Source organism: Microbacterium rhizomatis, assembly GCF_008710745.1.
GTDB lineage: Bacteria > Actinomycetota > Actinomycetes > Actinomycetales > Microbacteriaceae > Microbacterium > Microbacterium rhizomatis.
The window spans coordinates 1-12,526 of the sequence record NZ_VYSA01000002.1; the positions used below are offsets into that span (position 1 = coordinate 1).

Here is a 12,526-nt window from a genome sequence, read left to right on the forward strand (position 1 = left end):
CTGGGCCGACCTCCACCTCACCACCTGGGCCCGCACCGACACCAGCCACGTCTACACCGAACGCGGCACCTACCCCATCACCGTCACCACCCTCTACACCGCCGACGTCAACTTCGGCAACGGCTGGCGACCCGTCACCGGAAACGTCGAAGCCACCACCGGCAACTACACCATCCGCGTCCTCGAAGCCCACACCGCCCTCGTCAACAAAAACTGCATCGAAGACCCCCACGGCATCGGCTGCCCCACCCGCTGAGACTCATGATCATGAAATGTTCGGTGTCATGAGCGACCCCAATGGAGAGATCCGCTACATCCCGCTTGACCCCGAAGCGGCGCGCACGACCCCCGCCAAACGGCTGCCGTTCGACCTCGCCAACCTGTCCGTGACAGGTCTGGTCATCGTCTGCGAGCTGGATGATCAACCCCACGTCAACTCGGTGCCAACGCTGAACATGAGCATGACCCAGTACCTGCGGTTGTCGGACGAGTCGATGATCCGACTCGACATGGATCGCGGAGTCTCAACGTTCCGTCACGGGCGCCCGGGACCCGTCTCGTGGAAGCGGACCTCGGCCGACGTCATCGCGGAGGTTCTGACACTGGTGCAGGGTGACGAACCCGACCCCGGCACGTTCCCGTGTGAAGAGTACGCACAGGCCGCTCAGCTGCGCGGAATCTCGGTCGACGCCGAGACGCTGCGCGGCCTGCCGTACACAATCCTGCTGTCCGACCAACTCGCCACGATCTTCGAGTTCTGACCACCTCACCGGAAGTCGCGGGAGTGATGAGCCACCCCGACCCGCAGGTCTTCGAACCTGTCGGCGAGCAGGTTCGTCACTCCCTCGACCGAGCGCTCCAGCATCCCCCGCACGATCAATGCCGGTGAGTCGCGCACGACGCGGCGATACCGGTTCCACACACCAACCGAGCAGATCACGTTCACGAGACCGTGCTCGTCTTCGAGGTTCAAGAACGTGATGCCGGATGCTGTCGCCGGCCGCTGCCGGTGCGTCACAAGTCCGGCGACCTCGACGCGACGGCCCGACTCGTGCGTGCGAAGCTCGAGCGAGGTGAGCACCCCGCGCGCATCCAACCCCGACCGGTAGTGGGTCATCGGATGATCGGTGGTCGAGAGCCCGGTCGCCCACAGGTCGGCCGCGAGCAGCTCGTAGCTCGTCGGGTCGGTGAACAGCGGCGGCTGCACCGAGATCAGCGAATCGGGGAGGTACTCGATGCGATCCTGCGCGGCCGAGCCCGCGAGCCATGTCGCCTCACGGCGGCTGAGCCCCAGGCAGTCGAATGCCCCGGCGGTGGCCATCGCCTCCAACTGCACGGTCGTGACCCCGGTGCGGCGGACGAGGTCGCGCATATCGCGGAAGTCACCGCGTGCCTCCCGCTCGGCGACGATCTTCGTGGCCACCGTCACCCCGATGCCCTTGATCCCAGCCAGGCCCAGCCGCACCGCGAACCCGCCGTCGCGCCGATGGGCCAGGGTCTCGTCGGGGGCGTTGATGTCGAAGAGACCCACGGGAGGCTGGATGCTGTGGGCACAGGCATCCAACCCCGTCGCCGTCCCCGCAATCCCGGGCGCGAACGAAGGAGATCTGCGCTTCTGAGGATCTATCTGGAGGATCTGCTCCTCAGTTGTGCAGATCTCCTCGGCAGGAGCCCCCGCCTCGACCCCCGGCCCGAGCAACGCCTCGCCCCCCGCCACATCCCCCGCAACCGGCTCGAGCAACGCCTCGACCCCCGATGCGTGCAGGTCGGGGCGACGCACCTCGACCCCGTGCCGCCGCGCATCGGCGGTGAGGGTCGCCGGCGAGTAGAACCCCATCGGCTGAGCGCGAAGCAGCCCGGCGAGGAAGGCCGCGGGGTAGTGCAGCTTGATCCACGAGCTCGCGTAGACCAGCAGCCCGAACGAGAGAGCGTGCGACTCGGCGAAGCCGAAGTTCGCGAATGCCTGGATCTTGGCGTAGATGTCATCGGACTGCTCGTCGGTGAGACCGTTCTTCTTCATCCCCCGGTACAGCTGCTCGCGGATGGACTCGATCCGCTCGATCCCGCGCTTCGACCCCATCGCCCGGCGCAGCACATCGGCATCGGCGGCGGTGCAGTCGCCGATCGCCACCGCCATCTGCATGAGCTGCTCCTGGAACACCGGAACCCCCATCGTGCGCTCCAGCACCGGCCGGATTTTCTCGTGCACGTAGGTGACTTCTTCCCGCCCGAGCTTGCGGCGCACGAACGGATGCACCGCGCCACCCTGGATGGGGCCGGGGCGCACGAGCGCGATCTGAATCACGAGGTCGTAGAACTGCCGCGGCTGCAGGCGCGGCAGCAGGCCCATCTGCGCGCGCGACTCGACCTGGAACACCCCGATCGAATCCGCGCGGCAGAGCATGTCGTACACCGCCTTCTCTTCTTTCGGCATCGTGTCGAGCGTCCAGCGCTCGCCCGTGGCGTCCGCCACCAGGTCGAAGCAGTACTGCAGGGCGGCGAGGATGCCGAGCCCCAGCAGATCGAACTTCACGAGCCCCATCCATGCCGCGCTGTCTTTGTCCCACTGGATGACGGTGCGGTTCTCCATCCGCGCATGCTCGATGGGCACCACCTCCCCCACCGGACGCTCGGTGAGAACCATCCCGCCGGAGTGGATGCCCATGTGCCGCGGCGCCTTCAACAGCGCCGAGGCGAACTCGATCACCTGATCGGGGATGTCGTGATCGGCCCCCGACTCGAGCATCGCTCCCCAGCGCTCCACCTGCTTCGACCACGCGTCCTGCTGGCCGGGCGAGTGCCCGAGCGCCTTGGCCATGTCGCGCACGGCGTTCTTCGGCCTGTACTGGATGACGTTGGCCACCTGCGCGGCGCGCTCGCGCCCGTACTCGCGGTACACCCACTGGATGATCTCTTCGCGGCGATCCGAGTCGAAGTCGACATCGATGTCGGGCTCCTCATCGCGAAGGTGCGAGAGGAAGCGCTCGAACGGCAGGTTGTAGGCGATCGCGTCGACCGCGGTGATGTCGAGCAGGTAGCAGACGGCGCTCGAGGCAGCAGAACCCCGTCCCTGACACAGGATGCCTCGGCGCCGCGCCTCTTGCACGATCCCCCACACGATGAGGAAGTACCCCGGAAAATCCTTCGCCTCGATGACGTCGAGCTCGCCCGCAATGCGCTCGCGCTGAGCATCCGTCAGCCGCGGGTACTTGCGCGGCACCGCCTCCCACACCAGCTGCCGCAGGTACGAGATCGGCGTGTGCCCCTCCGGCACCTTCTGCTTCGGCAGCGCGGGCTTGGCCTTGCGGAGGGGAAAGGCCAGCTCGTCGGCGAGCGGCACCGTGCGGGCGACCGCTCCCGGATACCGGGCGAACCGCGCCGCCATCTCGGCCCCCGACCGCAGGTGCGCTCCGGCGTGCGAGGGCAGCCAGCCGTCGATCTCGTCGAGACTCCGGTTCGCGCGCACCGCCGCGACTGCCGCCGCCAGCAGTTCGCGCTCGGGCGCCGCGTAGTGCACGTTGTTCGTCGCCAGGGTCGGCAGCCCGCGCTCGGCGGCGAGCGCCGCGAGTACGTCGTTGTCACGCGTGTCGGCCGGATTGCCGTGGTCGAAGAGCTCGACATGCACCGCATCGCGGCCGAACAGGTCGACAAGATCGTCGAGAGCGGATGCTGCAGCCCCGGGCCCCCCGACGCTGAGCGCGCGACGGACCGCCCCCTTCCGGCATCCCGTCAGCACCGCCCAGTGCGAATCAGACGAGGGCGAGTCACGCGGACCGCCGGCGTGGTCGGCGAGCGCTGCGAGATCGTAGCGAGGTCTGCCCTTCTCGGCCCCGGCGAGCTGAGCCTGCGTGATCGCCGCCGCCAGCCGGTGGTAGCCCTCTTCGCCGCGGGCGAGCACGAGCAGATGCGCGCCGACCGGATCGGGTTCTCCGTTCTGCGGCTTGGTGAGCTCGAGCGAAAGCTCGGCACCGAACACCGTCTTCACCCCGTACGGTTCGGCCGCCTCGGCGAAGTTCACCAGCCCGTAGAACCCGTCGTGGTCGGTCACGGCCAGCGCGTGCAGGCCGAGGCGCTCGGCCTCTTCGGTGAGCTCTTCGGGGGAAGAGGCGCCGTCGAGGAACGAGAACGACGAGTGCGCGTGCAGCTCGGCGTAGGGCACCGCGTCGTCGGGCCGCTCGATCGCGGGCGGCACGTATTTCGCGCGCTTGTGCGACCAGGCAGGGCTGTCGCCGCCATCGGCGTTCGCCGGAGTGCCTGTCGGCCGACGGCGGTCGCTGAGCACCCGCTCCATCTCGGACCACGGCACGGCGGGATTGTGGAAGCCCATCAGGCGCCTCCCCTCCGCCGGACGCGTTTCGACTCGTCGCTGCGCCCCTCGCTCGACGACCGGAACCCCTCGCTCGACGACCGGAACCCCTCGCTCGTTGAGCGAGCGAAGCGAGACGAAACGCCGGCGCACTCAGTCATAGCGACCCTCCGCACGCCACTCGCCCTCTTCCCAGATCAGGAGCCAGGCGAGACCGTCGCCGTCGACCACCTGGAACCGGTGCGCCCGGCGACGGCGCAGCTCGTCCCATCCGCGTTCGCTCACCGGCCACGGACCCGCCCAGGCCTCGATCCCCCTGCGCCGACCATCCGCGTCGAGCACGGCGGGTGGAGCGCTGAGCGCCCCACGATCGCCGATCCGCACCGCAGTCCCCGTCGCGTCACTGACCTCAACGAGCCGGGGCTCGGGGTACACCGTCGTCGGCAGGGGGTCGGGCAGGCTCCCCGGCCACGGCCGCGCACGCTCGTGGCGCACGACAGCCCGATCCCCCCACGGCACCTGCACCTGCCGCTCGGCGAGCCAGCGGCCGCCGCCGATCGCCGAGGTGACCACCCCCCGGTGCCCGAGCATCGCCTGCACGCGAGAGAGCGCATGGTGCACGCGCTCCTCCGCTCCGGAGCCGAAGATCGCCGGAGTGTGATGGGATGCCGCATCCACCGCCGCGGGTGAGATCCGCACGTGTGCGACCCCGCTCGCCAGGACGCCCCCGCCCTGGGCCTCCCCGAGCTGCCAGCGCACCCGGTCGACGACGGCCGCCGCATCGAACGACGCAGGATGCAGCCACACCCGCTCCGACCTCTCGCCGCGCTCGCCCGCCAGCTCGACCCTCAGCTCGGTGCAGACGAGGTCGTGCGCACCGAGCCGGGCGATGAACTCATCAGCGGCGATGCGCATGCCGAACGCCACCTGGTCGGTGAGCTCGAGCGGAGGCTCGAACGCCACCTCACGATGCAACTCGGGTGGAGGGATGCGCGGCTGCACCGGCCGGGAGTCATGGCCAGCGGCGAGTGCATGCAGACGGAGACCGCGGTCGCCGAACCGCTCGCGCACGCGCTCCACCTCGAGGGCGGCGAAGTCGGCCAGGGTCTGCACGCCCAGCCGGGCGAGCAGACCCACCAGATCGTCGGTCGCGCCCGATGCGGACCAGGCGTCGCCCAGCACCGTCACGGGCAGCTGCGCGAGGAATTCGCCGGCCCCGCCCGGCGGCACGATCCGCACAGGCCCGCCCGCGCCGGACCCGGCCGGCCCGGACCCGCCCGCGCCGGACCCGCCCACGCCGGACCCGGCCGCGCCGGACCCGGCCGCGCCGGCCCCGCCCGGCGGCACGACCCGCACAGGCCCGCCCGTACCGAACCGGGCCGCCTGCTCGGCGGTGAACGGACCGTCTGCCACCCCGGCCCGCACGCCGTGCAACCCTTCTTCGGCGAGCGCCGCGAGCAGCATCCGCGCGGCTTCCTCTTCGCCGCCGTAGTAGCGCGCAGGGCCCCGCGCGCGCAGCGCGCACAACCCCGCCCGAACGATCTGCACCCCCGGGGCCCGCTCCTCGATGAGTGACACCACCGGCCCGAACAGGCGGTGATCGCGCCCCGGGTCGGCGGCGACGACGACGAGTCGCGGACACCGGGCTTGAGCGTCGCGACGCCGCTGCCCGCGCCGCACCCCCTCCGCCCGGGCAGCCGGAGAGCAGGCGGCGACCATATTGCGCTCCATCACGGCGATCGGCGGCGCCGCCCCACTCGACACCACGCCGCTCGAGGTCATCCCGCTCGGGCCGGCCCCGCCCGGGATCCCCACCACCCTCGCTGTGGGGTCGCGCAGCAGCGCGGTGACCGGCCAGTCCGGAAACCACAGCACGATGCTCCGGACGGGAGCCTGCCCGGGGGGCGAGGGCGCGGGTGCGAGAGTCATGTCAGCCCGCCGCTCTCACCTGGAGCGGTGCGTACGCTGCCTCCGCGGCATCACTCGAGGCCCCGAGGGACTCATCGCGCGCGGCCTCACGTGCGCCGCCGCCGATCGCGGTGATCGGCGCGCGCTGCCCGCCCTCATCGCGCAGAGCCGATACCGTGCCGTCTGCGGCGGGCAGCAGCATCCGCGACGTTCGAGGTACAGGCCAGCGCCGGCTCGACGCGGTGACGGTGACGGCGCGACCGGCCAAATAGCCGTACCCCTCGCCGAGCCCCGACCACTCGGGCTCGCTCACCCGCAGTGCGGCCTCGGCCTGCGGCCACGCACCCTCGACGAGCAGCACAGCGCCGCGCTCGCGCAGGCGCGCGGCGAGCCGCGAGACCTCCTGACCCATCGGCCGGCCCTGTGGTCGCACGGCGACGATCGGCAGCACATCCGCGATGGTGGCGGCGACGGTGAGCCAGCGCGGACCAGGATCGGGGATGAGCACGAGGCGGTCGAGATCGACACCGAGGCGCTCGGCGGCCTCGGCCCCGAGCTCGGGCATGCCGATCACCCCGCACCACGACCCCTCTTGCGACGCGCGCGCGATGAGCGCCAGCAGCAGCGACCCCGAGGCGGGGAGCGAATAGGCCGACCCCGGCCGAAGCCCCCCGCCGGGCAGGAGCTCGGCGAGGGCGGGGTGGGTGGGCAGCACGGGAGCGTCGAGCTTGCGGCCCTGCACGCGCTCGAGCTGAGCGCGGAGGTGCCCCACCTCGTCGACGCTGCTGCGCATGTTCGCCCCCATCGGTACAGGCTAGAACATACGTTCTAGCATTTCTACCCGGGTACGACGTTAGCCTCGGCCACAGACATCCAAATCCTGCCTCATTCACTCCTATGTTCGAGACTCATCCACCATCGGTGCCACCCAACGAACGTCGGAGAATCAGCCCGATGTCGGAGGATTCCCGCGAAATCCTCCGACATTCGCGCGATCCTCCGACATTCGAATACCCGAGCAACCCGGCTCAGCCCGCAACAAGCTCCGCCGTGGTCGCGATGCGCGCGAACCCGCCCTGCTGCAGCACGAGCGCCGTGGTCGCCATGAGCTCCTCCGCCGACCGCGTCACCATGCCGACACCGGCCACCTCGGCGGTCAGATCGAACGTGCGGGTCGCATCCAGCGCCACGACGACGTCGTACCCGAGGTTGCCCGCCATCCGCGCGGTCGTCTCGACGCACATGTTGGTCTGGATGCCGCAGATCACCATCTCCGTGATCCCCCGCTCGCCCAGCCACGCGTGCAGATCGTGGTCGCCGTAGAACGCCGAGTTGACGTGCTTCGCGAGGAACAGATCGGGGGCCACCGCGGCCACGGAGGGGACAAGGGCGTTGCCCGCAGCATCCGGATGCAGGGGCGATCCCGCTGAACGCGAGTCGTGCCGCACCACGACGATCGGGCAGCGGCCTTCCCAGGCAGAGATCAGGGCCGAGACGTTCGCCTCGCAGTCCGGGTTGGCCGTCGGCCCCCAGACCGGGTCGTCGAAGCCGCGCTGCATGTCGATCACGATGAGTGCCTGAGTCATGCCCTCATCTCATCACGGACCGCGAGCGCAGAGGCGCGCCCGGACTGCCGCATCCGGTCGGCGGACTGCCGTTCGTGCCGCCGCGACCGAGGCGGCAGGAGACCCAGGGCGATCCCGGCGACGACCAGAACGAACCCCACCGCCTGCGCGAGGCCGAACACCTCACCCGCGACGGCGACTCCGAGCAGCACGCCGGTCAGCGGGTTCAAGAGCCCGATCATCCCGACCGCGGCGGGGCTGAGGCGTCGCAGCCCCGTGAACCAGGCGACGTAGGCCACCGCGGTCCCGACGATCGCGACGTACGCGAACCCCACGGCCGACACCGGAGTCAGCACCGGCGGACCACCCTCGAGCACCACGGCGAACGGCAGCAGCACGAGCGAGCCGCCGATGAGCTGCCACGAGGTCATCGCCAGGGCGGGCACATCCGCGCCCCACCGCGATGTCAGCACGAACCCGATCGACGAGGCGAACATCGCGGCGATCGACGCGACGACGCCGATCGGGTCGACCGGTTCGCCGCCGACGCCGAGCATGAGCACGACACCCGCAATCCCGACGACCGCCCCGAGGGCGGCAGCGAGGCGAGGGCGCTGCCGCATGAGCAGCCACGCCAGCAGCATCATGGCGGCGGCGGAGGTCGACATCAGCGTCGACGCGACACTCGAGGGCAGCCGCTGCCCGGCGACGTAGACCAGCACGAAGAAGCCACCGACGTTGAGCGTGCCGAGCACGAGCGAACGCCACCACCAATGCCCCGCCGGCAGGCGCCGCGAGAGGAGCAGCACGAGCAGGCCAGCCGGGAGCGCGCGCAGCAGCCCGCCCCACAGCGGGACGTCGGGTGGCAGCAGCTGCCGCGTCACGAAGTACGTGCTCCCCCACGCGATCGGCGCGATCGCAGTGACGGCGATCCAGCGCCGGGATTTATCTTCCATGGAAGAAGTATATAGCTTCCGCGGAAGATATAGTGGGGGCATGGATGCTGCATCCTCCCCCGCACCCCGCGACCGCACCGATCCCGCCGAACGTGTCGCCGACACCCCCGACAGGGTTGCCGAGATCCAGGCGGAATGGCTCCGCGAGCGCCCCGACCTCGATCCTTCGCCGCAGGGCGTGATCGGCCGCCTGCACCGCGTGGCGCTCGCCCTCACCGAACGCCTGACCGAGACCTACCGAGAGTTCGGGCTGACCGAGGGCGAGTTCGACGTGCTCGCGGCGCTCCGCCGCGCGGGCGCGCCGTACGAGCGGGCGGCGGGCGAGTTGGCCGACCACACCATGATCACGACCGGCGGCCTCACCAAGCGGATCGACCGGCTCGAGGCCCGCGGATTCGTCGAACGGCGGGCCGAGGCATCCGATGCCCGTCGTCGCACGATCCGCCTGACCGCGGCAGGACTCGAGGTGATCGACCGGGCGTTCACCGCGCACCTGGCGAACGAGCACGCCCTGCTCGACGACCTGGGTCGCGACGACGCCGAAGCCCTCCGCGGGATCCTCGCGCGCTGGCTGCGCGCGCTGGATGCCGGCTGACCGAGAACTCACGGCCCGCTCCCAGGTTCGCGGGACCAATCCGATCGGTCCCTGCGTTCTGAATACAAGACGCAGCAGCCAGCCGCGTCGCATCCAAGGAGGAACCGTGTCACACGAGTACCGCAAGACTCCCGAGGCGCTCAGCCGCCTCACCCCGAACCAGTACCGGGTCACCCAGGAGGACGCCACCGAGCCGGCGTTCCGCAACGAGTACTGGAACAACCACGAGGACGGCCTCTACGTCGACGTCGTCTCGGGCGAGCCCCTGTTCTCGTCGACCGACAAGTACGACAGCCACTCGGGCTGGCCGAGCTTCACCAAGCCCCTCGCACCCAGCGCCGTCACCGAGCACGTCGACGGCAAGCTCTGGATGAAGCGCACCGAGGTGCGTTCCGCCGGCGCCGACAGCCACCTCGGGCACGTCTTCGACGACGGACCCAGGGATGCCGGAGGCCTCCGCTACTGCATGAACTCGGCGGCCTTGCGGTTCATCCCCGTCGCGGAGCTCGAGGCGCAGGGATACGGTGAGTACCGCCACCTTTTCGAGAACACCACGACCACTCAGGAGAACGCATCATGACCAGTGGCAGCAGCGACACCGGCACCATCACCCAGGCCCCCGGCACCGAGACCGCCGTCCTCGCGGGCGGCTGCTTCTGGGGCGTCGAAGACCTGATCCGCCGCCAGCCCGGCGTGCTCGACACCCGCGTGGGCTACACCGGCGGCACGAACGACCACGCGACGTACAACCGTCACCCCGGTCACGCCGAGGCCGTGGAGATCGTGTTCGACCCGACGAAGACGACGTATCGCGACATCCTCGCGTTCTTCTTCCAGATCCACGACCCGTCGACCCTGAACCGACAGGGCAACGACGTCGGTACCAGCTACCGGTCGGCGATCTTCCCCACGACGCCCGAGCAGGAGAAGGTCGCCCGCGAGACGATCGCCGATGTCGACGCGTCGGGGCTCTGGCCGCGCAAGGCCGTCACCACGATCGAGCCCCTGGGCCCGTTCTGGGAGGCCGAGCCCGAGCACCAGGACTACCTCGTCCGGATCCCGCACGGCTACACGTGCCACTTCGTGCGGCCCGGCTGGGTTCTGCCGCGTCGCGAAGAGACCTCGGCGGTCTAGGGGTCTCACCGGCGGACATCTGGAAGGATCGATGTCGCTCGAGCGCGCCGATTCGGCCACTCGGGGGAACACGCGAACCGCGCGTCCTCTCAGATGTCCGCCCGCGTCGCGAGACACATGATTGCGGGTGCGCCGGCTACGCCGCGAGTCCGAGGTAGGGACTCCAGCGAGGGTCGGCGCGGTCGGTCCCGCGCACGGTCCACTGCACACCGCGCGGGGGCCGTGGGGCCAGTCGCAGCTCCCACCCCATCTCCTGCGGCGTGCGATCGCCCTTGACGTTGTTGCAGCGCAGGCAGCAGGCGACGAGGTTCTCCCACGAGTCCGCTCCGCCGCGCGAGCGCGGGAGCACGTGGTCGATCGTCGACGCCGACTTCGCGCAGTACGCGCAGCGGTGGGCGTCACGGCGCAGAACACCGCGACGAGTCACCGGGATGTGGCGGCCGCCCGGCACGCGGACGTACCGCGTCAGCAGGATCACCGCCGGTCTGTCGTAGGCGCCGCGCGCACCCCAGATCGGCTCGCCATCGACGCACTCGATGACGGTGGCCTTCTCGTTCATCACGAGCACGAGAGCTCGCTTGAACGACACGACGGCAAGCGGCTCGTAGCCCGCATTCAGCACAAGAGTGCGCATTCCCCATCCTCCCGAACGGCCGGGACGGCTTCCCGGAATTCGATTCGAACGACGCCTCGATCGGCGCGGGGGCATGAAAAAAGGCGCTGTCTCATGGACAGCGCCTTGGCGCCACGGCTATGCCGCGGTCGTCGTTCACACGATGCCGTAGGACCAGCAGACCGAGCGCATCCATGGTTCGGATGCGTGGTGTGCTGCCCATCGGCGCCCTCCGCTTCTTCTCAGCGTCGGATTTCAGGGTAATGCACCGCCACGACCACAGGGGTCGCGAACCCGGTTAACGCGCGGTGGCGTGTCGGAGAACGCGAGCGGATGCTGTCGACCCGCGCCCGAGATACGGCTTGGTCGCCGCTGGCCTACGTCCCGCTGGGGGATGGCCCGGCGTTGGCGATGAGCCACTCCCACGGGTCGACGACCGACCCATTGACATGCACCTCGAAGTGGAGGTGGTTCGCCGTCGAGCTGCCCGTGCTGCCGACGAAGCCGATCAGCTGGCCCGCGGCGACGGTGTCGCCGACCTGCACCTGTCGAGTCCCATAGGTCATGTGCCCGTACATCGTGGTGACCTGCTGCCCGGCGATCACATGCTGGATCTCGATCCCCACACCGTAGCCACCGACACTCTCCGCGGAGATGTCGACGACTCCCGCCGCGGCCGCGTAGATCGGCGTCATCGCGGGGGCGAGAAGGTCTTGACCCTGGTGGTACCCGGAGTCCCAGAGCCCGCGTCCCTTGGTGAAGGAGAGGATCGGCCAGCGCACCTCACCGGAGCCGGGCGAGATCATGGCCACGAGCGGCACCGACGTCGACGTCGACATCGTGGTCGCCGCTGCCGCGCGGGCCGCGGCGGCGGCTGCCGCAGCGGCTTCAGCCTTCTTCTGTTCGATCTCGGCGGCGGTCGTGGCGTCGTAGCTGTCGCGCGAGACCACGCTCGACGTCGCGTCGGAGGCGATGACGAGCGATTGCGCGTCGCTCTGCGAGGCCTGCTGGAGGGTGACCGCATCGGACGCCGGGCGGGTGGCGGCGTAGGCCGGAAGCGCGACCGTGGCGATGAGACCGGCGACAACCGTGAGGATGACGGCGCTGCGCAGCGGCTTCGTCTTCGCCTTCGGGCGCGGAGCGGGCGGGGCCGACGAGACGGCGACTGCCTTCCCGTTGCGAGGCTTCGCAGGGCGCGTTCGCGGCGCAGGGTTCCGACGCGCGCGATCGCGGCGCGTGAGGCTCGTCGAGTCGATTTCGGGTTCGTTCGACGAATCGTTCAGTTCAGCCAAGCTATCCTCCGGCGCCTCTGTGTCGTGGGAACGGCACTGGCTCGTCGGCACTCTGCGTCAGTGGCACGTTGTGCGGGTTTCACCCTGTGCACGACGAGCCGGAGAGGCAGTGCATCGGGGGTCCGACGGTGGGCTTCTCACCTGTGGACTCTCCGAG

At 70.0% G+C, this 12,526-nt stretch carries 11 protein-coding genes and 1 pseudogene; 5 read left to right on the forward strand and 7 right to left on the reverse strand.

Going from position 1 to position 12,526, the window contains the following annotated elements:
• Together F6B43_RS19575 and F6B43_RS08370 are read left to right on the forward strand one after the other, a co-directional pair.
• Positions 1-256, forward strand: a pseudogene (locus tag F6B43_RS19575) (hypothetical protein); the annotation flags it as partial.
• A 28-nt stretch (positions 257-284) separates the two neighbouring features.
• Positions 285-761 carry a hypothetical protein gene (locus tag F6B43_RS08370; RefSeq protein WP_150448519.1) on the forward strand — a complete coding sequence of 159 codons (477 nt, stop codon included), beginning with the start codon at positions 285-287 and terminating at the stop codon, positions 759-761.
• A 5-nt stretch (positions 762-766) separates the two neighbouring features.
• On the opposite strand, the gene F6B43_RS08375 is transcribed toward F6B43_RS08370, so the two are convergent.
• From F6B43_RS08375 to F6B43_RS08395, 5 genes are all read right to left on the reverse strand, one after another.
• Positions 767-4,327 (reverse strand): error-prone DNA polymerase, encoded by a 3,561-nt coding sequence (locus F6B43_RS08375; protein WP_150448520.1) that lies wholly within the window; start codon positions 4,325-4,327, stop codon positions 767-769.
• 132 nt (positions 4,328-4,459) lie between these two features.
• Positions 4,460-6,088, reverse strand: coding sequence for a DNA polymerase Y family protein (locus tag F6B43_RS08380; protein WP_425486840.1), 1,629 nt, complete (start codon positions 6,086-6,088; stop codon positions 4,460-4,462).
• Positions 6,089-6,236: 148 nt separating this feature from the next.
• Entirely contained in the window at positions 6,237-7,019 is a 783-nt protein-coding gene (locus tag F6B43_RS08385; protein WP_246159880.1) for a hypothetical protein, read from the reverse strand.
• A 223-nt stretch (positions 7,020-7,242) separates the two neighbouring features.
• Positions 7,243-7,800: a cysteine hydrolase family protein gene (locus F6B43_RS08390; protein WP_150448522.1), complete on the reverse strand. Its 558-nt coding sequence runs from the start codon at positions 7,798-7,800 to the stop codon at positions 7,243-7,245.
• Complete coding sequence (locus F6B43_RS08395; RefSeq protein WP_150448523.1) at positions 7,797-8,735, reverse strand: EamA family transporter; 939 nt, start codon at positions 8,733-8,735, stop codon at positions 7,797-7,799. Before F6B43_RS08395 ends, F6B43_RS08390 begins: the two co-directional genes overlap by 4 nt.
• A 40-nt stretch (positions 8,736-8,775) precedes the next feature.
• On the opposite strand from F6B43_RS08395, the gene F6B43_RS08400 reads away from it, so the two are divergent.
• The 3 genes from F6B43_RS08400 to msrA all read left to right on the forward strand — a co-directional run bounded on the left by F6B43_RS08400 (position 8,776) and on the right by msrA (position 10,464).
• A complete protein-coding gene (locus F6B43_RS08400) occupies positions 8,776-9,330 on the forward strand; it encodes a MarR family winged helix-turn-helix transcriptional regulator (protein WP_150448524.1) in 555 nt (184 codons plus the stop codon).
• A gap of 106 nt (positions 9,331-9,436) precedes the next feature.
• Positions 9,437-9,910 carry a peptide-methionine (R)-S-oxide reductase MsrB gene (gene msrB, locus F6B43_RS08405; protein ID WP_150448525.1) on the forward strand — a complete coding sequence of 158 codons (474 nt, stop codon included), beginning with the start codon at positions 9,437-9,439 and terminating at the stop codon, positions 9,908-9,910.
• Positions 9,907-10,464 carry a peptide-methionine (S)-S-oxide reductase MsrA gene (msrA, locus tag F6B43_RS08410; RefSeq protein WP_150448526.1) on the forward strand — a complete coding sequence of 186 codons (558 nt, stop codon included), beginning with the start codon at positions 9,907-9,909 and terminating at the stop codon, positions 10,462-10,464. Before msrB ends, msrA begins: the two co-directional genes overlap by 4 nt.
• Positions 10,465-10,600: 136 nt before the next feature.
• Here the strand turns inward: msrA and F6B43_RS08415 are convergent, their stop codons facing one another.
• A complete protein-coding gene (locus F6B43_RS08415) occupies positions 10,601-11,098 on the reverse strand; it encodes an HNH endonuclease (protein WP_150448527.1) in 498 nt (165 codons plus the stop codon).
• Positions 11,099-11,454: 356 nt separating this feature from the next.
• Positions 11,455-12,369: a M23 family metallopeptidase gene (locus F6B43_RS08420; protein ID WP_246159881.1), complete on the reverse strand. Its 915-nt coding sequence runs from the start codon at positions 12,367-12,369 to the stop codon at positions 11,455-11,457.
• Positions 12,370-12,526 lie beyond the last annotated feature (157 nt).